This window comes from Enterobacter cloacae complex sp. Mu1197 (assembly GCF_040059225.1).
In the GTDB taxonomy this organism is placed as follows: Bacteria; Pseudomonadota; Gammaproteobacteria; order Enterobacterales; family Enterobacteriaceae; genus Enterobacter; species Enterobacter quasiroggenkampii.
In genome coordinates this window covers 998,233-1,021,440 of sequence record NZ_CP157375.1, presented here as the reverse complement: position 1 = coordinate 1,021,440, position 23,208 = coordinate 998,233, and the positions used below count along the sequence as shown (strand labels likewise).

General features: G+C 58.1%; 17 protein-coding genes. 4 read left to right on the top strand and 13 right to left on the bottom strand.

What is annotated here, in order from left to right; genetic code table 11:
- Positions 1 to 14 precede the first annotated feature (14 nt).
- From ABFV38_RS04755 to queA, 6 genes are all read right to left on the bottom strand, one after another.
- Positions 15 to 380, bottom strand: a complete 366-nt coding sequence (locus tag ABFV38_RS04755) for a VOC family protein (RefSeq protein WP_008503341.1) — start codon at positions 378 to 380, stop codon at positions 15 to 17.
- A 142-nt stretch (positions 381 to 522) separates the two neighbouring features.
- A complete protein-coding gene (gene secF, locus ABFV38_RS04750) occupies positions 523 to 1,494 on the bottom strand; it encodes a protein translocase subunit SecF (protein WP_048225871.1) in 972 nt (323 codons plus the stop codon).
- A gap of 10 nt (positions 1,495 to 1,504) precedes the next feature.
- Positions 1,505 to 3,352, bottom strand: a complete 1,848-nt coding sequence (gene secD / locus ABFV38_RS04745) for a protein translocase subunit SecD (protein ID WP_072052285.1) — start codon at positions 3,350 to 3,352, stop codon at positions 1,505 to 1,507.
- A 27-nt stretch (positions 3,353 to 3,379) separates the two neighbouring features.
- Positions 3,380 to 3,712 (bottom strand): preprotein translocase subunit YajC, encoded by a 333-nt coding sequence (gene yajC / locus ABFV38_RS04740; RefSeq protein ID WP_003859109.1) that lies wholly within the window; start codon positions 3,710 to 3,712, stop codon positions 3,380 to 3,382.
- 22 nt (positions 3,713 to 3,734) lie between these two features.
- Positions 3,735 to 4,862, bottom strand: coding sequence for a tRNA guanosine(34) transglycosylase Tgt (gene tgt / locus ABFV38_RS04735; RefSeq protein ID WP_003859110.1), 1,128 nt, complete (start codon positions 4,860 to 4,862; stop codon positions 3,735 to 3,737).
- Positions 4,863 to 4,915: 53 nt separating this feature from the next.
- Positions 4,916 to 5,986, bottom strand: a complete 1,071-nt coding sequence (queA, locus tag ABFV38_RS04730; protein WP_048030078.1) for a tRNA preQ1(34) S-adenosylmethionine ribosyltransferase-isomerase QueA — start codon at positions 5,984 to 5,986, stop codon at positions 4,916 to 4,918.
- A 92-nt stretch (positions 5,987 to 6,078) separates the two neighbouring features.
- Here queA and acpH point away from each other — a divergent pair, with 92 nt between their 5' ends.
- Together acpH and ABFV38_RS04720 are read left to right on the top strand one after the other, a co-directional pair.
- Positions 6,079 to 6,660: an ACP phosphodiesterase gene (gene acpH / locus ABFV38_RS04725; RefSeq protein WP_348958653.1), complete on the top strand. Its 582-nt coding sequence runs from the start codon at positions 6,079 to 6,081 to the stop codon at positions 6,658 to 6,660.
- 127 nt (positions 6,661 to 6,787) lie between these two features.
- Complete coding sequence (locus ABFV38_RS04720; protein ID WP_008503347.1) at positions 6,788 to 7,390, top strand: peroxiredoxin; 603 nt, start codon at positions 6,788 to 6,790, stop codon at positions 7,388 to 7,390.
- 43 nt (positions 7,391 to 7,433) lie between these two features.
- Here ABFV38_RS04720 and ABFV38_RS04715 read toward each other — a convergent pair whose 3' ends face one another.
- The 7 genes from ABFV38_RS04715 to phoB form a co-directional block, all read right to left on the bottom strand.
- Positions 7,434 to 8,819 carry a DUF3999 domain-containing protein gene (locus ABFV38_RS04715; protein WP_348958652.1) on the bottom strand — a complete coding sequence of 462 codons (1,386 nt, stop codon included), beginning with the start codon at positions 8,817 to 8,819 and terminating at the stop codon, positions 7,434 to 7,436.
- Positions 8,816 to 11,431: a DUF2339 domain-containing protein gene (locus ABFV38_RS04710; RefSeq protein WP_348958651.1), complete on the bottom strand. Its 2,616-nt coding sequence runs from the start codon at positions 11,429 to 11,431 to the stop codon at positions 8,816 to 8,818. Before ABFV38_RS04710 ends, ABFV38_RS04715 begins: the two co-directional genes overlap by 4 nt.
- A gap of 86 nt (positions 11,432 to 11,517) precedes the next feature.
- On the bottom strand, positions 11,518 to 13,335 hold the full coding sequence (gene malZ / locus ABFV38_RS04705; RefSeq protein WP_235401473.1) for a maltodextrin glucosidase: 1,818 nt from the start codon (positions 13,333 to 13,335) through the stop codon (positions 11,518 to 11,520).
- Between the two features lie 162 nt (positions 13,336 to 13,497).
- The gene (gene proY / locus ABFV38_RS04700; RefSeq protein WP_008503261.1) at positions 13,498 to 14,871 is read right to left on the bottom strand and encodes a proline-specific permease ProY; all 1,374 of its coding nucleotides are present in this window, start codon (positions 14,869 to 14,871) and stop codon (positions 13,498 to 13,500) included.
- An 80-nt stretch (positions 14,872 to 14,951) separates the two neighbouring features.
- Positions 14,952 to 16,271 carry a branched-chain amino acid transporter carrier protein BrnQ gene (gene brnQ, locus ABFV38_RS04695; RefSeq protein ID WP_045909798.1) on the bottom strand — a complete coding sequence of 440 codons (1,320 nt, stop codon included), beginning with the start codon at positions 16,269 to 16,271 and terminating at the stop codon, positions 14,952 to 14,954.
- A gap of 409 nt (positions 16,272 to 16,680) precedes the next feature.
- The gene (gene phoR / locus ABFV38_RS04690; RefSeq protein WP_235400227.1) at positions 16,681 to 17,976 is read right to left on the bottom strand and encodes a phosphate regulon sensor histidine kinase PhoR; all 1,296 of its coding nucleotides are present in this window, start codon (positions 17,974 to 17,976) and stop codon (positions 16,681 to 16,683) included.
- Positions 17,977 to 17,997: 21 nt separating this feature from the next.
- Complete coding sequence (phoB, locus tag ABFV38_RS04685) at positions 17,998 to 18,687, bottom strand: phosphate response regulator transcription factor PhoB (RefSeq protein WP_008503265.1); 690 nt, start codon at positions 18,685 to 18,687, stop codon at positions 17,998 to 18,000.
- Between the two features lie 187 nt (positions 18,688 to 18,874).
- Here phoB and sbcD point away from each other — a divergent pair, with 187 nt between their 5' ends.
- Together sbcD and sbcC are read left to right on the top strand one after the other, a co-directional pair.
- Positions 18,875 to 20,080, top strand: coding sequence for an exonuclease subunit SbcD (gene sbcD / locus ABFV38_RS04680; RefSeq protein WP_196345855.1), 1,206 nt, complete (start codon positions 18,875 to 18,877; stop codon positions 20,078 to 20,080).
- Positions 20,077 to 23,208: an exonuclease subunit SbcC gene (sbcC, locus tag ABFV38_RS04675; RefSeq protein WP_348958649.1), complete on the top strand. Its 3,132-nt coding sequence runs from the start codon at positions 20,077 to 20,079 to the stop codon at positions 23,206 to 23,208. Before sbcD ends, sbcC begins: the two co-directional genes overlap by 4 nt.

Sequence of the window (23,208 nt, the reverse complement as noted above, 5' to 3'; positions counted from 1 at the left end):
ATCTTTGTCCGCTCTCAGGCAGGTTGATGGAGCCCGACGCGGTTGCCCTCGCTGTCGGTAAACAAGGCGATAGTGCCAATGCCATGCGGCAGTTCCAGCGGGCCAAACACGCACTCGCCGCCCGCAGAGGCGATGCGATCGAGCGTGGCCGCCAGATTGTCAGTATGCAGGTAAATAATAGCGCCCTGCAAAGACGGTGTAACGCCGTCAAATTTTGCCAGTGCGCCTCCGGTGGCGGGATCCTCATGCGGGAAAACCGCCAGCTCCGCGCAGTCCATTTTCTCGCGACGCAGCGCGAGCTGCATCACCGGCTCATAAAATTTAATCGCGCGATCCATATCCGAGACCGGAATTTCAAACCAGTTAATGACGCTTTTCATACATCCTCCTGCCTGTTGTTTGGGTTCAGAAGGAGTCTACGACAGGGCTCCTGACAGCATACTGTCAGGAGTGTTTGTCAGGAGGAGATAAAAAAAATCCCGGTCAACCGACCGGGATTTCGATAACGCGCTAAACGTCGCCTTACGGCAGAATGGACGGCTGATCCGCCCCTTCTTTCTCGACTTTCTGCTGGAGCAGGTGCTCGCGCTTCATGCCAAGTTTCAGTGCCAGTGCGGACGCGACGTAGATAGACGACGCCGTACCGATGGTGACACCAATCAACATGGTCAGCGAGAAGCCTTCCAGTACCGGACCACCGAAGAGGAACAGCATCAGGATCACCATCAGGGTAGTACCGGAGGTGATCAAGGTACGGTGCAGCGTCTGGGTCAACGACACGTTAAAGATTTCGTACGGCGTACCGCGACGGATCTTACGGAAGTTTTCACGAATACGGTCAGATACCACGATACTGTCGTTCAGTGAGTAACCGATAACGGACATCAGGGATGCCACAATCGTCAGGTCAATCTCAATGTGGAACAGCGACAGTATGCCCATGGTGATCACCACGTCGTGCGCCAGAGCGATAACCACACCGGCCGCCAGTCGCCACTCAAAGCGGAAACCGACGTACACCAGGATGGAAATCAACGCCACCAGCAGCGCCATCGCGCCGGTCTGCGCCAGGTCAGCACCCACGCTTGGGCCGACGAACTCAATACGCTTAACCGCTGCGTTCTGGCTGGTTGTTTCGTTAATCACGCTAACAACCTTACTGCCCAGCTCCTGGCTGCCGTTGGCATCGTGCACCGGCGGCATACGTACCATGATGTCGCGGCTGCTGCCGAAGTTCTGCAGCAGCGGCTCTTCAAAGCCCGCTTTCTGCAGCGATTCGCGCATCTGGTCCATATCGACCGGTTTTTCCAGGGAGATCTCGATGACCGTACCACCGGTGAAATCGAGACCCCAGTTAAAGCCTTTCACGCCCATAATGATGATGGACAGAATCAGCAGGAAACCTGAAATGCCGAAGGCCCAGTAGTCCCAGCGCATAAAGTCCCAGACTTTACGGCCGTGGTTCAATTGTTCAACAGTATATTCCTGTGCCACAACGCACTCCTCAGATAGACAGCTTTTTGACGCGCTTGCCGCCGTACAGCAGGTTCACGATGGCACGGGTGCCGACAATAGCGGTAAACATTGACGTTGCGACACCGATACCGGTTGTAATCGCAAAGCCTTTGATCGCGCCAGTACCCACTGCATACAGGATAAGAACCTTAATCAGTGTTGTTACGTTCGCATCGAAGATAGAGCTGAACGCGCCTTTATAACCTTCATCAATCGCCTGCTGAACAGAGCGACCGTTGCTCAACTCTTCTTTGATACGTTCGTTAATCAGTACGTTGGCGTCGACCGCCACCGCAAGGGTCAGAACGATACCCGCAATACCCGGCATGGTCAGCGTCGCCCCCGGCAGCAGGGACATAATGCCGATAATCAGCACCAGGTTCGCGATCAGCGCGGAGGTCGCAATCAGACCAAACTTCTTATAGAAGAAGATCATGAAGAGGATAGAGACCACCAGACCGGCCAGACACGCTTCCAGGCCCTGCTGGATGTTTTGCATCCCCAGCGTTGGACCAATGGTACGTTCTTCAACAATCTGAATTGGCGCAATCAGCGCACCGGCACGCAGCAGCAGAGAGAGCTGACGCGCTTCGTTCGGGTTGCTAATACCGGTAATACGGAAGCTGTTACCCAGACGAGACTGGATGTTGGCGATGTTAATCACCTCTTCCTCTTTCACCAGCACCGCACGACCATTCGCATCTTTCTTACCGCTGTCTTTGTACTCCACGAACAGGGTTGCCATCGGCTTGCCGATGTTGTCCTTGGTGAAGTTCGACATGATGTTACCACCCGCGCTATCGAGCGAGATGTTAACCTGCGGCTGGTTGTATTCGTCCTGGCTCGAGGTGGAGTCGGTGATATGATCACCGGTCAGAATCACGCGTTTGTACAGCACAACAGGCTGACCTTCGCGAGTCTGTTTCACTTCGGAATCACCCGGAATACGGCCTGCTGCGGCAGCGGACTGATCGACATTGGAATTGACCAGACGGAATTCCAGCGTGGCGGTCGCCCCCAGAATCTCTTTCGCACGCGCGGTATCCTGGATACCCGGCAGTTCAACCACGATACGGTCAGCACCCTGGCGCTGCACCAGCGGCTCAGCCACACCCAGCTGGTTTACACGGTTACGCAGAATGTTGATGTTCTGCTGAACGGCATATTCACGCGCTTCTTTCAGACGCGCATCGGTCATCACCGCGCGCAGCTGGTTGCTGCCCTGCGAGGAGATCACCAGGTCACGGTGACGTTGGGTCAGGTAATCTACAGCCTGATCCCGCGCCGCGCTGTCGCGGAACGTGATGCTCATGCCGTAGTTATCTTCTTTACGCACGGTGGTGTAAGCGATGCCTTTATCACGCAGATCGCTGCGCAGGCTGTCGATATTCTGTTCCTGCAGCTTGCCGAGCGCGGTATCCATATCCACTTCCATCAGGAAGTGAACGCCACCACGCAGGTCAAGACCGAGTTTCATTGGCTCTGCATTCATCGCAGCCAGCCAACGCGGGGTTGCAGGGGCAAGGTTAAGCGCCACGACGTATTTATCACCCAGCACGCCCATCAGCGCTTCACGTGCGCGGAGCTGCGTGTCGGTGGTGTCGAAGCGAGCAAGAATTGCACCCTCTTCCAGAGCCACAGACTTAGCGGTAATTTTTTCTTCTTGTAACGTTTTCTGGACCTGGATCAGCGTTTGCTCACTGGCGGCGACACCGCGCGCGCCAGTGATTTGAACAGCCGGATCCTCACCATACAGGTTGGGAAGCGCGTACAGCAGGCCGACGAGAATCACGACGACCAGCATGATGTACTTCCACAAAGGATAACGGTTTAACACGGCAGTTCCCTTTGGGAAAAGTTGGGATTACAGCGCCTTCATGGTGCCTTTCGGCAGAACGGCAGCTACGAAGTCACGTTTGATGACCACTTCAGTGGTGTCGTTCAGGGCGATAGCAATGTAGCCGTTTTCAGCCACTTTGGTTACGCGACCGACCAGACCACCGTTAGTCAGCACTTCATCGCCTTTCGCAATGGAGTTCATCAGGTTTTTGTGCTCTTTGGTGCGCTTCTGCTGTGGACGCAGGATCATGAAGTAGAAGATCAGACCGAACACAACCAGCATCAGAATCAGAGACATCGGGCTGCCCTGCGCTGGAGCACCTGTTGCCGCTACCGCATCAGAAATAAAAAAGCTCATTCAAATTCCCTCATTATTAAAATTAATCAACGTTCAACGGTGGAACATCCCGCCCCTGACGTTGGTAGAAATCGGTCACGAAGCTCTCTAATTTACCCTCTTCGATAGCCTTACGTAAACCAGCCATTAAGCGCTGATAATAACGAAGATTATGAATGGTATTGAGACGCGCGCCCAAAATCTCATTGCAACGATCGAGATGATGCAGGTACGCGCGAGAATAATTGCGACAGGTATAGCAATCGCACTCGGAATCGAGCGGGCTGGTGTCACTCTTATGCTTCGCGTTACGGATTTTCACCACGCCATCGGTAACGAACAAATGGCCGTTACGCGCGTTGCGGGTTGGCATGACGCAGTCGAACATATCAATGCCGCGGCGTACGCCTTCAACCAGATCTTCCGGTTTACCCACGCCCATCAGGTATCGTGGTTTATCCGCCGGGATTTGCGGGCAGACATGTTCCAGAATACGGTGCATGTCTTCCTTCGGCTCACCCACAGCCAAACCGCCGACAGCGTAGCCATCAAAACCTATCTCTACCAGACCTTTAACCGAGATATCGCGTAAATCTTCGTAAACGCTGCCCTGGATAATGCCGAACAGCGCATTTTTGTTCTGCAGGGAGTCAAAACGGTCACGGCTTCGCTTCGCCCAGCGCAGAGACATTTCCATAGAACGCTTGGCGTAGTCCCAGTCGGCCGGATACGGCGTGCATTCGTCGAAGATCATCACGATGTCAGAGCCGAGATCGTACTGAATCTCCATTGATTTTTCGGGATCGAGGAAAATCGGATCGCCGTTGATCGGGTTACGGAAGTGAACGCCCTGCTCGGTGATCTTGCGGATATCGCCCAGGCTGAAGACCTGGAAACCGCCGGAGTCGGTCAGGATAGGGCCTTTCCACTGCATGAAGTCGTGCAGGTCGCCGTGGAGCTTCATGATCTCCTGACCCGGACGCAGCCAGAGGTGGAAGGTGTTGCCGAGGATAATCTGCGCGCCAGTGGCTTCAACTTCTTCCGGCGTCATCCCTTTTACGGTGCCGTACGTACCCACAGGCATAAACGCGGGGGTTTCCACCACGCCGCGATCAAACACCAGGCGACCGCGACGCGCGCGACCGTCGGTGGTATCGAGTTCAAATTTCATTTTTTCTCCGACGTCAGAAAAACAGTCCAACGTTGTAACACGGTGCCGCGGACTTATTCCCCGACACGCTCATTCAAAGCCTGCGGATTGTACGTGATAAACATCGCGTCACCGTAGCTAAAAAAGCGATATTTTTGTTCTACCGCAGACTTGTAGGCATTCATCGTATGCTGATAACCCGCGAATGCGGAGACCAGCATAATCAGCGTCGATTCAGGCAGATGGAAGTTGGTCACCAGCGCGTCAATCACCTTGTACTGGTAGCCCGGGTAGATAAAGATCTGCGTATCGCCAAAGAATGGCTCAATAAGATCGTTCTTCGCTGCCTGCGCGGCGCTCTCCAGCGAGCGCACAGACGTCGTACCGACCGCCACGACGCGGCTGCCGCGCGCTTTCGCCGCCAGCACCGCGTCCACCACGTCCTGAGGCACTTCAGCATACTCAGAGTGCATGATGTGATCTTCAATGCTGTCCACGCGCACCGGCTGGAAGGTACCCGCGCCGACGTGCAGCGTCACGAACGCCATCTCAATGCCTTTCGCGCGCAGTTTTTCCAGCAGCGGCTCATCAAAGTGCAGACCTGCCGTTGGGGCCGCGACCGCGCCAGGCTTCTGGCTGTAGACGGTCTGATACAGCTCGCGGTCGGCCTCTTCGTCCGGACGCTCAATATACGGCGGCAGCGGCATGTGGCCGATGGCGTTCAGGATATCAAGCACCGTGCGCTCGTCGTTAAACTCCACTTCGAAAAGCGCGTCGTGGCGCGCGGTCATGGTCGCCTTGATGCTCTCATCATCGCCCAGCAGCAGCTCCGCGCCCGGCTTCGGGGCTTTGGATGCGCGAATATGTGCCAGAATACGTTTATCATCGAGCATACGTTCGACCAGCACTTCAATCTTGCCGCCGCTGGCCTTACGGCCGAACAGGCGCGCCGGGATCACGCGGGTATTGTTAAAGACCAGCAGATCGCCAGGGTTGAGCTTGTCGAGCAAATCGGTGAAAGTACCGTGCGTCAGCTCGCCCGTTGGCCCATCCAGTGACAGTAAGCGACAGCTGCTGCGCTCAGGCATGGGATAGTGAGCAATCAGGGATTCAGGTAGTTCAAAGGAGAAATCGGCGACGCGCATGACGTATACTCGTGACTTAAAAACAGGCGGCATAGTCTAGTGCTCACACCCTTTTGCTGCAACAACTAGCCGCCCCCGGACAAATAAAACGCATGAATTTTCTCGCTCACCTGCATCTCGCGCACCTTGCTGACAGCTCCCTCTCGGGCAATTTGCTGGCCGATTTCGTACGCGGTAATCCCGCAGAAGACTACTCCCCTGAGGTTGTCGACGGGATTTTTATGCACCGCCGCATCGACGTGCTGACGGATAAACTGCCGGAAGTGACGGAAGCCAAAGCGTGGTTTCGGCCGGAAACACGCCGCGTCGCACCGATCACGCTCGACGTGATGTGGGATCACTTCCTGTCGCGCCACTGGGAGCAGCTCTCGCCGGAGCTATCCCTGCCCGAATTTGTGCGCTATGCCCACCAGCAGGTGTCGATCATTCTGCCCGACTCGCCGCCGCGCTTTGTGAATCTGAACAACTATCTGTGGTCGGAACGCTGGCTGGAGCGCTATCGCGAGATGGACTTCATCCAGAACGTGCTGAACGGGATGGCAAGCCGTCGCCCGCGCCTGGACGCGCTGCGGGATTCCTGGTATGACCTGGATGAACATTACGATGCGCTGGAGACCCGCTTCTGGCAGTTTTACCCGCGCATGATGGTACAGGCGAAAAACAAACAGCTCTGACAGAATTCGTATTGATAGGTAAAAGCTGGCGGAACGATTGTCACCACCTCTTTGTCTTATCCATGAACACTCTCTATACTGGCTCGCGTTGCGTTCCAAATAACCTTAGTATCTACAGGAGAATCATATGGTTCTGGTAACTCGTCCGGCTCCGGATTTTACAGCTGCAGCAGTTCTGGGCAACGGTGAAATCGTTGAAAACTTCAACTTCAAACAGCACACCAACGGTAAAGCGACCGTTCTGTTCTTCTGGCCAATGGACTTCACTTTCGTTTGCCCGTCTGAGCTGATCGCGTTCGACAAACGTTATGAAGAATTCCAGAAGCGTGGCGTAGAAGTGGTTGGCGTCTCCTTCGACTCTGAATTTGTACACAACGCATGGCGTAACACCCCTGTCGACAAAGGCGGCATCGGTGCGGTGAAATACGCAATGGTTGCGGACATCAAACGCGAAATCCAGCAGGCTTACGGTATCGAACATCCGGACGCTGGCGTTGCGCTGCGCGGTTCCTTCCTGATCGACGCGAACGGCATCGTTCGTCACCAGGTTGTGAACGATCTGCCGCTGGGTCGTAACATCGACGAAATGCTGCGTATGGTTGACGCGCTGCAGTTCCACGAAGAGCACGGCGAAGTGTGCCCGGCTCAGTGGGAAAAAGGTAAAGAAGGTATGGCTGCTTCCCCAGACGGCGTGGCTAAATACCTGTCTGAGAACGTATCCAGCCTGTAATCGGCACGGTTTACGAGAAAGGCCCGCTTATGCGGGCCTTTTTTTATGCCTTACGCTGCGTTTCCCGCCAGATACGCCAGGCCATTCCCGCCAGCAGGAGCACGCCCGCAATCAGCACGCCCCACACTAGTAGGGCGTTCATCCAGCTCGCCCGATCGGCCGCAGAGGTGGCGGTCAGACGCCCCTCGCCGCCTAACGCAACGTCATCCACAATGTCGGCCTGCGGCAGGTTCGCCATAGCATAGGTCTTACGCAGGTCGGCGGGGATCAGCATATCGGGCTCCACGCTGGCAGGCTTTGCGGCGCCGTTGCCCCAGGCAAGCACGTACGGCGCTTTCCCCTGCGCGTTGAACACCAGGTCATAGCGGTCGCGATGCCCCGTGACGCTCGGCAGGTATTCTGGCAGACGCGCATTCAGCGTCGTAATTTTCACGGCCTGCACCAGGCCCCCGCTAAGCGAAACCGGTCCGGACGTTTTTCCCTCCAGACGGTAAATCACCTCTTTTTTCAGGGGGTGCCATGCGTCTTTTTCCGTACTGCGCCACGCGATCTCCACGGGAAGGACGCCATCGCCATTCAGTGAGATGCTGACAGCACTCAGCGGCTGCGGGCGCGCCCAGCGCCACTGCGCTTCGCTTGTCGATAGCTGCTCCCCTTCCCCCTCAAGATCGACCGCTTCCGGGGCCACCTGGGCAGGTGCGATGATTGCGTTAACGCCGGTCAAGGTTATCCCCTGGCTCTGCGCGTTCAGCACCACCATGAGATAGCGATTCGCATCGGGAGATAAAACCGTATCGGTATCGATCCGATCGAGCTTAAGGCGATCCTGACCGCTGGCGACGTCCAGCAGCGGCATATCTTCGCGCAGGGTATACCAGCGCTTAAGATCCTCGCTGTAATAGACAGACGCCGTTCCCTGCCAGGGCGTCTGCGGGGTATTCCAGAGCAGCTGCAGCTGGGATATGGCCAGCTCACCCGTCGTCTGCTCCGGCAAGGTCAGCAGGTAATGTTGTCCGGCGGCGGCGGCTTTTTGCCCCTCCAGCACAATCTCAACGCCGTTTCGGGAACGGAGCAGGATCTTATCGCTGTCACCGGCGTCTGAGCCAGCCGCGAGCGGCGAGGCGTCCAGCGGAAAGAGACGCAGCGCCGTGGAGTGCGCTGTGTCCTGCGGGCGCGTTGCGGCGATCAGGCTAAAGGGAACCGGCTCACCCGACTGGTTAAAGACGCGAACATCATGCAGATCCGCGGATGTGCTCTGCTCATAGACGGCAAGCGGCAGCATCACCCGATACCACCGGGAAGGAACGGACGTGTCGAGTGAACGACCAAAGGCGTAGTCCCGCGGCGATTCCGCGGGTACCTCGTCGCAGAACGCCGGGCCGGAAAGCGCCAGCAGCGCGGTACACGCTACCGCTTTCATCCATTTCATTTTTCATCTCCTGTTTTTGGCGGTAGCGGCGAGAAATAGCCCACTATCAGCACCAGTATCGCCACGCCGATAAACGCCACCGCGCGCGACAGACCGCCTCCGCCCGCGCTGTCCACCAGCATCAGCTTAACCATCACCACACCCAGCAGCGCGGCACCGCAGAGCCACTCCTGCCGGGAAGCCCGACGGGTGGCATGGATCATGACCACCAGCGCGCTCAACATCCAGAACAGGGCAAAGCTGGTCTGGATAAGCCGTGAATCCCATAGCGATGCCATATTCCAGGCCACGTCACCGTACCAGGCCAGGGCGCGCATCAGCGCACCGTTTAGCCACCAGAAGCCAAACGCCATGAGCGCGATGGCAGGCCACGGGCGCGCTTGCGCAAGCCACGCCGGGTAGTAGCTATCCACCGCCCGATAAAAGACCACCAGACCCAGCAACGCGAACGCGGCACCTTCCTCAAGCGGGTTCACCAGCGGCAGCCAGGTCTGACGATAGACCACGCCGTCCTGGAAATTGGTCACCATCAGCAATACCAGCAGCGCCACGACTACGGGAATCGGTGCCAGGCAGGCGTAGAGCGCAGGCCACTCCCGGAACGGCCACACGCGACGCCGTACCGCAGCAGAGAGCACCATAATCACCCCGCCGCCTGCGGCCATCGCCAGTCCGCTACCCCAGGCCGCCATGCCCCACGGCAGGGACCGGGCAAACCAGTAAAGCTCGGCGGCCAGCGCCAGTAAAATCATCCAGAACAGCGACAGATGCAGCCCCATCGCGATGCGCGGCAGGAGTCTTTCGCCGTCGCGCCGCAGCAGCATTAGCGTGGCAGGAAGCGCAACGCACCAGGCCAGGTTTGACCAGCCGGCGGAGACGATCTGCTGGTGCCAGAGCTGATAACCCACCATCAGCAGCATAACCGGCCAGAGCAGCCATTTGCTGGCGTCCAGCTCTCGCCACGCCAGACGAGCGGCCACCTGCCGCCAGCCCCAGGCCGACGCCGCCGTCAGCGCCAGCACGCCCGCCAGAATCGGTAATTCCTTCGTCAATGCCAGCCGCGATGCGCCCAATAGCGCCACGAGCCAGAACAGCAGACCACCTGCCAGCAGCGCCCAACTGACCGGCAGGAAGAGAGTCCGCCACAGCCAGGCCGCAGCCAGCCAGCAAAGGCTAAGGATGGCGAAGATAAGGAGCAGGCTCAGCGGCGTAACGCCGTTTGTTTGCGCCCACAGCGCGCTGCCGAGTGCCAGCACCAGCAGCGCCGTCCCGCTATAGCTCATGCGCCGCTGCTGCTGTTGCACACCCAGCCAGAGGATACCCAGCCCCTCCAGCGCCCAGGCCATTGCCGTCCAGCGCGCCGACAGCGCCAGCGGAATGGCGAGCGTGGCAAACCCGCCGCCGATCGCCAGCGCCGCCATGACCAGCGGCCGTCCGAGGGAGGGATAGCGCCGCAGCGCGAGGTACGCGAGGGTGAGATAAAATGCGCCGTATCCCAGCGCGCTCAGCGCCGGGCCATATTCCCAGTGTCGGGTCATGCCGTACTGCATCCCGAAGCCGATCAGCGGCGGGGCAAACAGCAGCACGCCGTCAACGATCTGCTTCCCTTTCTCCTGCGCCCGCAGCGACAGCGCCACGCTCAGCACGCCGAATATCAGCGTATTGGCAATCAGGAACAGCTGGCAAATCCAATAATCTTCAGGCTGGTAGTCATTCAGCCCCCACAGGCCGCCCACGCCGAACGTGAACAGCAGCCCGAGCAGGTTCAACTCGCGCCAGTGCTGCCAGATGCTGATAGCAAGAATGCCGATGGACAGCAGGAGGTAGAAAGAGAACAGCGCGACAAAGCTGCCGCCCCCGGTAGACAAAAGGAGCGGCGCAAGATAGCCGCCGAGGCTCGCCAGCATGGCAAGGCTCAGCGCCTTCTGCAGCACCGCCAGCCCGACGCTCGCCGCGCAAATCACCACCAGCAGCGCAAAAGCCAGCGTCATCGGCAACATTTGCCAGAGCCGGAAGGCGCCAAACACCGTCAGGTAGAGCACGCCGGTCGCCCCGCCCTGGAGGATCAACGCATAGACGCGCTGCCTGTGCCGCAGTCGCCACCCGACAGCCAGCAGAACAATGGCAAACAGCGCGGTTGCCACGAGACGCAGCTCAAGCGGGAACAGGGAATGTTCGACGGTATAGCGCAGCAGGAAAGAGAGCCCGAGGAAGAGCAGTAGGATCCCCAGCTTCGCCAGCGGATTACCCTGCATGAACCAGCGCGCCAGCGACGTCAGGATACCGCCAAAGGCTGAAGGCTGTTTTGCCACTGGCGCAGGAGCCTGAGCGGGTTCTGCCACCGCTGCGGGAATATCGGGTCGCCAGGGGTCGACAGGCGCGGGAGCGTCCTCCACCACCGGCGCGGTCATAGCCACCGGCGCGGCGGTCTGCACCGGCTCCGGCGCGTTCTCAGGCACGCCGCGCTGCTCAAGCGCCTCTATGCGCTGGCGCAGCCGGGCAATCTCCTGCCGCGCTGCCGTACTGCGATTAAACCCGATAACCGCAAGCACGGGCGCAACCAGCAGCGCAAAAACCAGGAATAAACAGCCAAGGATGTAAAGCTCGTCCATGTTTCCACCTTCACCGTAAACGATCCGTTAAGATTGACACAAATCGTTGCATTTGCGCCATCTTAAAAGGTGGAAACATTAGCGCATTAGCTGCCGAACCAGATCGTCGCGGATACCGCAGGCAGCGCCAGCACGCCGTCCTGTATCGTCGCCTTGCCCTCTTTGCTCTTCCACGCAGCCACCTTCAGCAGCGGTGAATCATCCAGCACCACTTCGCAGGCCTCGCCCCGGTTGATCGCCACCAGCACGCGCTGCTGGTTATAGACGCGAGCAAACACCACCACGTTATCGTGGGCGTACACCACCTGGCAGCCGCCGTAGCGCAGGGCGAGACTCTGCTTACGCAACTTCGCCAGGCGCTGATACAGGCTGAACAGCACCTTGTCCTGTTTCTCCGGCGCCCACGGGAAGGTTTTGCGACAGAATGGATCGTTGTTGCCGTCCAGCCCCACCTCGTCTCCGTAGTAGATGCACGGTACGCCCGGCCAGGTGAAGAGCCAGGTCACCGCCAGCGGCAGACGCGCGACATCCTTGCCGAGCAGGGATTTAAAGCGCGCGGTGTCGTGGCTATCGAGCTGGTTAAACATCCGCAACTGCTGCTGATGCGACAGACCGGCGCGGTAGTTCTCCATCCACGCCATGCAGGTTTCAGCGTCGATATGATTCGGATCGTAGGAGATATCGGTGTTGGCGAGGAATCCCCACAGCGGGAAGGTAAAGCCGCGATAGTTCATCGCCGCATCTTCCGCATCGTTCTGCAGCCACTGGCGCGCGTCGCCAAAGTGCTCGCCAAAGACGAACGCTTCCGGATGGGCCGCTTTTGCCGAGCGCGTAATCCCGGCGACGTGCTGAAGGTTATTCCGCGCCCCGCCCGCTTCGCCGAGCATATGCACTACGTCCAGACGCCAGCCGTCCATATTCCACGGCGCCTTCAGCCAGTGGCGCACGATGCTGTCTTCCCCGCCGTAAATCTCGTTCACAAGCGTTGGCGACTGGAAATCGAGCTTCGGCAGGCTCGGGTAACCCAGCCAGTCCAGCGCACGCCCCTCCTCATTAAAGCTATACCAGTCGCGCTGCGGTGAATCCGGGTTATGACATGCCCCGCCCATCGACTGGTTATGCCGATCAAACCACGCATGCGAATCTCCGCTGTGGTTGAACACGCCGTCCAGAATGAGGCGCATACCTTCGTTTTGGGTGTTCTTACGCAGGCGCAGCAGCGCCTCGTCACCGCCAAACTGCGCGTCAACGTGGCGATAATCTTCGGTATCGTATTTATGTACGCTCGGGGCCTTGAACACCGGGTTGAGATACAGCGCCGTCACGCCCAGTTTTTTCAGGTACGGCAGCTTTTCGCTGATGCCGTCGAGATCGCCCCCGTAGAAAGTCGATCCGCCCGCCTGCGCGGTCAGCGGCTCATCCCACGCTTTCAGGATAATGTCATGGCCCGCGGCATGGTGGTAGTAGACCTTATCCTGGTCGGCAGTGCGCTTTTCGCTGCGCGCAAAACGGTCCGGGAAAATCTGGTAAAAGACCTGATCGTTAACCCACTGCGGGCCGTTATCCGGGTAATCCACAGCAAACTGTTCCAGCCGTGCGGGCGGGAAACGGCTAAACCCCTGCGGGGTAAACCACAGCTGACGGTTGTTCCACAAAAGCTTGAAGCTGTAGCGGCGGCGCGGCTGTCCGCTACGCAGGTCGATATTCGCACGCCAGGCGGTGATCCCCGGCTGCGGCTGGCTGCGCAGCTTGTGCATTTTCAGCCCGGTCTCTTCGTTATCGATTTCGGCGCGGAGCGTCACGCGTTCAGGCTGATTTTCACCCGCCAGCCAGAGCGTAATCACCAGATTGTCTTTGTTTTGCTTAACAAATGGGGCAACCGGAAGGTGCCAGGCGTTTAACATCACGAATCCCCTTTGATGAAATTGACGTCACCTTGCCACAGGGTGGTTAAGGATAGCTCACCATGATGGGATTTATTGGGGGAGGAGGACGGGGGAGGAGTTTTTTGGGGGGTAAAAGGGAGTGTAGGCCGGGTAAGCGCAGCGCCACCCGGCATTTTTACCTTACTGCGCTTCCGCCAGCTGACGGTCGCGGCGGCATTTAAACACCCACCCCACCAGCAGCAGCACGATCCACGCGCAGCCCACGTAGAGCGAAATGCGGGTGTCCGGATGGTAGCCAATCAGGCCAATGATAAACACCAGGAAGATCAGCCCCACGACGGTGGTCGCTACGCCGCCCGGTACTTTGAACTTCAGCGCTTTCGCCTCATCCGGCGACAGGCGACGGCGGAAGGCAATCTGCGACAGCAGGATCATGATCCACACCCACACCGTTGCGAAGGTTGCCAGGGACGCAATCACCAGGAAGACGTTCTCCGGCATGATGTAGTTCAGGTAAACCGAGAACAACAGCGCCACGGTCATCACCACGACGGTCACCCACGGCGTGCCGCGGCGTGAGGTTTTGGCGAACACCTTCGGCGCACTGCCCTGCTCCGCCATGCCGTGCAGCATACGGCCCACGCCAAAGACGTCGCTGTTGATCGCCGAAAGCGACGCGGTCAGCACCACAAAGTTGAGAATGCTGGCGGCAAACGCAATGCCCATATGCTGGAAGGTCAGGACAAACGGGCTACCGTTGGTGCCTACCTGGTTCCACGGGTAAATGGACATGATCACGAACAGCGTACCCACATAAAACACCAGAATACGCATCGGCACCGAGTTGATGGCGCGCGGAATGGATTTCTCCGGGTCTTTCGCTTCCCCGGCAGTGATACCGATAATCTCGATACCGCCGTAGGCGAACATCACCATCTGCAGCGACATCACCATCCCGAGCCAGCCGTTGCTGAAGAAGCCACCGTTGCTCCAGAGGTTGTGGATCCCGGTCGGCTGCCCGCCGTTGCCAATCCCCCAGATGATAATCCCGAAACCGGCCACAATCATGATGATGATGGTGGCGACCTTGAAGAAGGAGAACCAGAACTCCAGCTCGCCAAACACCTTCACGCTCATCAGGTTGACGGCGCAAATGATCAGCACCACGCTCAGCACCCAAATCCAGTGCGGCACCGCCGGGAACCAGACGCCCATGTAGATGCCAAATGCCGTCACGTCGGCAATCGCCACAATCAGGATTTCGAAGCAGTAGGTCCAGCCGGTGATAAACCCGGCCAGCGGGCCGAGGTTTTCCTGCGCGTAGCGGGAGAATGAGCTGGCGGAGGGGTTGTGAACCGACATTTCGCCGAGGGCGCGCATGATGATATATGCCGCCACGCCGCCGATGATGTACGCCAGCAGCACGCTGGGACCGGCCATTTTGATGGCATCTGCCGAGCCATAAAAAAGACCGGTGCCGATAGCCGAGCCCAGCGCCATAAAGCGGATGTGGCGCGTGCTCAATCCACGTTTAAGTTTGTTAGTGCTTTCCATTTAAATCTTGCCATTCAACACGAAAAAACAAAAAACCACGGGGCCTTAAGCCCCGTGGTTAAACAGTTTGTTGCCGTTGATTAATGGGCGTTCGATGCGACCTGACGCCCTGCGGCACGGTCCCAGATAATCGCCAGAACCAGCGCAACAACGGTAGGCATCAGCCAGGCCAGACCCTGCTCGGACAGCGGCAGACGCTGTGTCCAGGCTGGCAGAACTTCAGCGAACGCTGATGCTTTAATCCCGTCAAGGATACCAAAAATCAGGCTGATAAACATGGCTGGCGCAATAATTCGTGAGGAGTTGTTCCACCACGGGCGGGTGAAGCTCAGCACCACCAGCACGATGCACGGCGGATAAATCGCCGTCAGTACCGGAATAGAGACCTGAATCAGGTGGCTCAGACCGAGGTTGGACACCGCCATGGAGAAGATACCAAGGATAAATACCAGGGTACGGTAAGAGAGCGGCAGATACTGCGCAAAGAACTCAGCACAGGCGCAGGTCAGGCCAACCGCGGTAACCAGACAGGCCAGGAAGATGAGCGCCGCCAGCAGCATACTGCCCGCACCACCGAAGGTGTGCTGAACGTAGGCGTGCAGGATAGCCGCACCGTTGGCGTTCTGATCGACCAGCATGGCACTATCGGAGCCCAGACGGAACAGCGCCAGATACAGCAGCGTCAGCCCCACGCCAGCCATCAGACCGGCCCAGATGGTATAGCGGGTCAGCAGACGCGCTTCGGTCACCCCGCGGGAACGCGCGGCGTTAACGATAACGATACCAAACACCATCGCGCCCAGCGTATCCATCGTCAGGTAGCCGTTCACGAAGCCGTTAGAAAACGCGGCGTTTTTGTAGGCGTCCATCGCGTCGCTAATCGGGCCGGCGGGCCAGACGATGGCGGCTACCGCCAGGACAATCAGCGCCACAATTTTCAGCGGAGCCAGGAAGTTACCCACGGTATCCAGCAGTTTGCCCGGATAGAGGGAAACCAGAATCACGATAGCGAAGTAGATCAGGCTGTAGATGAACAGCGGCATCGCGCCGTCACCGGTCAGGGGAGCAATCCCCACTTCGAAGGAAACGGTTGCGGTACGCGGGGTGGCAAACAGCGGCCCCACGGCCAGATAGCAGACGGTTGCCAGCAGAACGCCTGCCACTTTGCCGATCGGGGAGCTGAGGCTATCCACACCGCCGCCGACTTTCGCCAGCGCGATGACGGTCAGCACCGGCAGACCCACGGCAGTAATCAGGAAACCAAACGCGGCGGTCCAGACGTGTTCACCCGCCTGTAAGCCAACCATTGGAGGGAAAATGATGTTGCCTGCGCCAACGAACAGCGCAAATGTCATAAAGCCCAGCGCGATGATGTCACGCGATTTTAAGTGATGGGTCATAAAACCTTACTGCCTGTGGATGTGGTGTTGAAAACATTGAGATTTTCGATATCCCTGACGGGACGATACAGCCTAAAATTTGCTCAATTTCAGCGGGAAATGCTCCCGTCCTGGCGTGGAGAAGAATAGTTTTTCGATTTACCACGCAAATACAGTCGGTCTGACAGTATCTGGGGCGCAATTTAAACGCTTATAACGTTTAAAGGCAAGGTGGGATCGTAAAACCAGAACAATATGCCAGCATGAAAATACGCACCAGCACAATACGCTGTTTATAAGAAAAACCCATGGCTAATCATGCGAACAAAAAACAGCCAGCCGTATAAAATTCATCCGCGTTTCGCTTGACTGCAAAGCAAACGGGCCAGCGATGGCTGACCCGTGGAAAGGTAAAATGACACGCCCGCCGTCAGGCGATCTTTTTGGCAATTAATCGTTCCGGGATAACGAAGCTGAAGCGGGTTCCTTTGCCCAGGGTACTCTGAATATCGAGGCGGCTTTCATGGTGATTGACCGCGTGTTTCACTATCGCCAGCCCCAGACCACTTCCGCCCGTCTGCCGCGATCGTGCTTTATCCACACGGTAGAAACGCTCGGTCAGACGCGGAATATGCTCCGGCGCGATCCCCGGCCCGTTGTCCTCCACGCTAAACTCGGCCCCCGTTGGGGTATGGTGCCAGCGCACCACGATATCCGTCCCCTCCGGCGTATGATTCACCGCGTTATACACCAGGTTGGAAATGGCGCTGCGCAGCTCATCTTCGCTGCCCAGCACCTTCAGCGTGTTGTCGACGTCAAAGGTCAGGTGATGCTTTTTGTGGCTTAACGTTTGCGCTTCACGCTCCACGACCCGCAGCATCATCGGGACATCAATGGTGTCATTCAGCGCGAGCGTTGGCGCCGCTTCAATCTTCGAGAGCGTCAGCAACTGCTTCACCAGGCCTTCCATCCGGTGCGTTTGCTCGCGCATGGTGTGCAGCGCTTTTTCACGCGGCGCACCTTCCAGCGTTTGCTCCTGCATCATCTCCAGGTAGCCCTGCAGCACGGTCAACGGGGTTCGCAGTTCGTGGCTGACGTTGGCGAAGAAGTTACGACGCGCCCCTTCCAGCTGGTGCATCTGGGTGACATCGCGCGCCACCATCAGCCACTGCTTATCGCTGTAGGGCATCACGCGGATCTCCAGATGGCGACCATTATTGAGCTTGAGATTGTGCGGACGGGTGAAATCACGCTTTTTCAGGTACAGCGTGAACTCGGGATAACGCAGAAGGTTGAGGATATTCTGTCCATTGTCATCCGGCCAGCGCAGGCCCAGCAGCTGCTGCGCCAGGCCGTTACACCAGAAGATCGTCCCTTCTTCGGTCGTCAGAATCACGGCATCCGGCAGCGACTCCGCACCGCTGCGAAAACGCTTAATCAGACTTCCCAGCTCGCGGCGGCGCTTTTTATTACGCATCTGCATCTGATGCAGACCGTACAGCAGCGGCTCCCAGCTGCCGCTTCCCGGCGGCGGCGTCATGCTTCGGTCAACCCACAGCCACCAGGAGAGGCGTAGCAGGTTCCAGAAATGCCAGATGAGCAGCCCGGTGACCGACACCAGCAGAAACCATGGCAGGTGTCCAAGAAAGGCCCCCAGAATGAAGGCCGGAATACAGCATAAGATCAGTTCAAAGACGAGCCTTTTCCATGACAGACGTTCCAGCACGCGTCACACTCCTGTCATTGTTCAGAAACGGGTAGAAAAACGATAACCCGTGCCGCGGACCGTCTGCACCATGCGATCGTGGCCGCTCAGTTCCAGTGCTTTTCGCAGGCGGCGGATATGTACGTCAACCGTCCGGTCTTCGACATACACGTTAGTTCCCCAGACGTTATTCAGCAACTGCTCGCGGCTGTAAACGCGCTCCGGGTGGGTCATAAAGAAGTGCAGGAGTTTAAATTCGGTAGGCCCCATGTCGAGGGGATTTTCACCGGTCATCACGCGGTGAGACGTCGGATCAAGGCTCAGCCCCTGCATTTCGATCACCTCTTCCACCGCCATCGGCGAAATACGGCGCATTACGGCTTTAATGCGGGCCACCAGCTCTTTGGGGGAAAACGGTTTAGTAATGTAATCGTCCGCGCCGGTCTCCAGACCGCGCACGCGATCCTCTTCTTCTCCGCGCGCAGTGAGCATCACAACCGGTATATCGCGGGTCAGCGCTTCACGCTTCAGGTGTTTGATAAACTGCAGTCCGGAGCCGCCGGGCAACATCCAGTCCAGCAGAATCAGATCGGGCCAGGGTTCATTCAGCTGGTTCACTGCACTGTCATAATCTTCTGCTTCAACCGGCTGGAAGCCATTTTGTTCGAGCACGAAGCACACCATTTCACGAATTGGAGCTTCATCTTCTACGACCAGAATACGTCTCGCCATACTTTGCCCTGTCTTATCTTATTTACGTTACAAGTTTGTAATTCGGCGCCATTATGCGTCAGATTTATGACAGATTTATGAAAAACAGTACCACGTTAACGGGCAAACCGTTGTTTTATTACAGCGGTTATTTTCCCTTCTCTGAACGTTTATAATCCTGCTTTCTCTTTTTTGCCACGGATCAGCTATGCGCATACTTCACACCTCGGACTGGCATCTGGGTCAAAATTTTTACAGCAAAAGCCGTGCGGCTGAACATGAAGCGTTCCTGGGCTGGCTGCTGGAAACGGCTCGGACGCACGAGGTGGACGCGATTATTGTGGCGGGTGACATCTTTGATACCGGCTCGCCGCCGAGCTATGCGCGCGAGCTGTATAACCGCTTCGTGGTGAATCTGCAGCAAACCGGCTGTCATCTGGTGATTGTCGCCGGCAACCATGATTCCGTCGCAACGCTGAACGAATCCCGTGACATCCTGGCGTTTCTCAATACCACCGTCGTCGCCAGCGCCGGGCACGGCCCGCAGATCCTGAAAAAGCGCGACGGGTCGCCGGGGGCGGTACTGTGTCCGATACCGTTTTTACGTCCGCGCGACATCGTGCAAAGCCAGGCGGGGCTGTCGGGCGCGGAAAAGCAGCAACATTTATTACAGGCCATCACCGACTATTACCACCAGCAGCACGCCGAAGCGTGTGCCCTGCGCGGTGACCAGTCGATTCCGGTGATTGCGACCGGGCACCTCACCACCGTCGGGGCCAGTAAAAGTGACGCCGTGCGTGACATCTATATCGGCACGCTGGATGCCTTTCCGGCGCAGCACTTCCCGCCCGCCGACTACATTGCGCTCGGGCACATTCACCGGGCGCAGATCGTCGGCGGTTGCGAGCACATCCGCTACTGCGGCTCCCCCCTTTCGCTCAGCTTTGACGAAACGGGCAAAGCCAAATCCGTACATCTGGTGACCTTCTCCGACGGAAAACTCAGCGCCGTCGACACGCTGGAGGTGCCCGTAACTCAACCGCTGGCAGTGCTGAAAGGCGATCTCGATGCCATCACCGCCCAACTGGAGCAGTGGCGCGGCGTCGAGCAAGATCCCCCCATCTGGCTGGACATCGAAATCACCACCGACGACTACCTGCACGATATGCAGCGAAAAATCCAGGCGCTGACCGAAGATTTGCCGGTTGAGGTCTTGCTGGTGCGCCGCAGCCGCGAGCAGCGCGAGAAAATCCTGTTAAGCGCTCAACGCGAAACGCTCAGTGAACTGGGGGTCGAAGAGGTGTTTGAACGCAGACTCTCGCAGGAGGAAATCGACGAGGCGAAGCGCGCAAGGCTCAGTGAACTGTTCAGCCATACCCTGCATGCGCTCAATGATGAGGAAGAAAACGCGTGAAAATTTTGAGCCTGCGACTGAAAAATCTTAACTCCCTCAAGGGCGAGTGGAAAATTGATTTTACCGCTGAGCCGTTTGCCAGCAACGGGCTGTTTGCCATCACCGGCGCGACCGGGGCAGGTAAAACCACCCTGCTCGACGCCATCTGTCTGGCGCTTTATCACGAAACGCCGCGACTGCAGAAGGTCTCCCAGGCGCAAAACGACCTGATGACGCGCGACACCGCCGAGTGCCTGGCGGAAGTGGAGTTCGAGGTAAAAGGCACCGCCTATCGCGCCTTCTGGAGCCAGAACCGCGCGCGCAACCAGCCGGACGGGAACCTGCAGGCGCCGCGCGTGGAGCTGGCGCGCTGCGAAGATGGCAAAATCCTGGCCGACAAAGTGACGGATAAGCTGGAGCAAACCGCCGCGCTCACCGGGCTGGACTACGGGCGCTTTACCCGCTCCATGCTGCTTTCTCAGGGGCAGTTTGCTGCCTTTCTCAACGCCAAACCGAGCGATCGCGCCGAGCTGCTGGAAGAGCTGACCGGCACCGAAATCTACGGTCAGATTTCCGCCATGGTGTTTGAGAAACACAAAGCCGCCCGCAGCGTACTTGAAAAGTGCGAGGCGCAGGCGGCGGGCGTCGTGCTGTTGAGCGAAGAACAACAGCAGCAGTTACAGCAAAGTTTGCAGGCACTTACTGACGAAGAGAAAACCCTGCTGGAACAGCAGCAAAACCAACAGAAAGATTTTCAGTGGCTTACGCGCCATGATGAGCTCGTGCGCGAGCAACAGCGCGTCACCGCGATGCAGCAGCTGGCGCAACAGGCGCTGACGGACGCTGCGCCTGAGCTGGCAAAACTGCAGCTTGCTCTCCCCGCCGCCCAGCTTCGGCCGCTTTGGGATCATCAGCAGGAGCAAACCGCGCGACTGACGCAAACCCAGCAGCGAATTATCGAAGTAAATACTCGCTTACAGGCCAGAACCGCGCTGCGTTCGCGTATCCGCAATACCGCCCTGCGTGACCACGAGCAGCGACAGGCCGAACTGTCGGCGCTGGCGCAGTGGCTGGCGGAGCACGAGCGCTATCGTCTGTTAGGCCAGGAGATTGCAGGCTGGCGTGCCCAGTTCTCGCAGCTTAACCGCGATAAAACGCAGTTAGCCTCGCTTGCTGCGCGGATAGGTGAATTACGCAACAGGCTGGCTGCGATGCCGGAAAATGCGCTGACGCTGACGGCGGATGAGGTCAGCGCGGCCATGGAGCAGCAATCCCGGTTACGTACGCTGCGCCAGCAGCTGACGTCGCTGCATGCCCGCTATCAGCCGCTGCAAAAGCGCCTGCGCCAGAGCAGTGAAAGCGTGCAGAAGGCGCAGGCTGAACAAAGTAAGCTTAATGAAACGCTGACGCTGCGCCGCCAGCAGTACAAAGAGAAACACCAGCACTATCTCGATCTAAAAGCCCTGTGCGAAACCGAAGCAACAATTAAGAAGCTGGAGCATTACCGTTCCCAGCTTGAGGCGGGCAAACCCTGTCCGCTGTGCGGTTCCTGCGAACATCCGGCCGTTGAGCAATATCAGTCGCTTGAGCTGACGGATAACCAGCGCCGCCGTGATGCCCTGGAAAAAGAGGTCGCCGCCCTTAAAGAGGAAGGCCTGCTGGTGCTGGGACAGGTCAATGCCCTGACTCAGCAGATCCAGCGCGAGACAGACGACGCGCAGACGCTTTCTCAGGAAGAGCAAGCGCTCACTAAAGAGTGGGTGGCAGCCTGCACGTCACTGAACATTACCTTGAATATTCAGGACGATATCGCGCCATGGCTGAACGAACAGGAACATTACGAGCGCCAGCTTTATCAGCTCAGTCAGCGTCTCACCCTGCAGAACCAGTTGAGCGAACAGGAAGCGCAGGAGCGGCAGTATCAGCAGCAGCTGGCGGCCACGCGGCAGGCGCTGGAGCATGCCCTGCTCGCGCTCTCACTTAACGCACCTGAAGAGGGTCAGGAAGCCGCCTGGCTTCAGGCCCGTGAAGCTGAATTCGCGCAGTGGCAGGAGAAGCAAACGCAGCACGGCGTGCTTCAGGAACGCATAAACGCCCTGAAGCCGCTGCTCGATGCGCTTCCGGCAACGAACAGCGAAGACGCCGAACCGGTTATTCCTGATAACTGGCGCGCCATCCACGACGAATGCGTGTCGCTGCAAAGCCAGCTGAGCGCGCAACAGCAGCAGGAAGCGCTGGAGCGAGAGCGCCTGCAGCAGTCGCAGACGCAGTTCACCGCGGCGCTCTCGGCGAGCTGCTTTGCCGACCAGGACGCGTTTCTTGCCGCCCTGCTGGATGACGATGCCATTCGCCATCTCGAACAGCGAAAGCAGTCGCTGGAAAACCAGATACAGCAGGCCACGGCGCTGTGCGGGCAAGCGAACCAGCAGCTGCAGTCTCATCTGGCGCAGAGGCCGCAAGGGCTCGACGCCGATGTACCCACGCTGCAAAGCCAGCTGCAGCAGCTGGCGCAACAGCTGCGCGAGAACACTACGCATCAGGGCGAGATCCGTCAGCAGCTTAAGCAGGACAGCGATAACCGGCAGCACCAGCTGGCGTTGATGCAGCAAATTGAAGAGGCCGCGCGCCAGGCGGATGACTGGGGGTACCTGAACGCGCTGATCGGCTCCAGCACCGGCGACAAGTTCCGTAAGTTCGCCCAGGGGCTGACGCTGGACAATCTTGTCTGGCTTGCTAACCAGCAGCTTAACCGTCTGCACGGGCGTTATTTATTGCAGCGTAAGGCCAGCGACGCGCTGGAGCTGGAAGTGGTGGATACGTGGCAGGCAGATGCAGTCCGCGATACCCGCACCCTCTCCGGCGGCGAGAGCTTCCTGGTCAGCCTGGCGCTGGCGCTGGCGCTTTCCGACCTGGTAAGTCATAAAACGCGGATCGATTCGCTGTTCCTGGATGAAGGGTTCGGCACGCTCGACAGTGAGACGCTGGATACCGCGCTGGATGCGCTCGACGCGCTGAACGCCACCGGGAAAACCATCGGCGTGATCAGCCACGTAGAGGCGATGAAAGAGCGTATTCCAGTGCAGATCAAAGTGAAGAAGATTAACGGGCTGGGGTATAGCAAGCTGGATAAGGTATTTGCGGTGGAATGA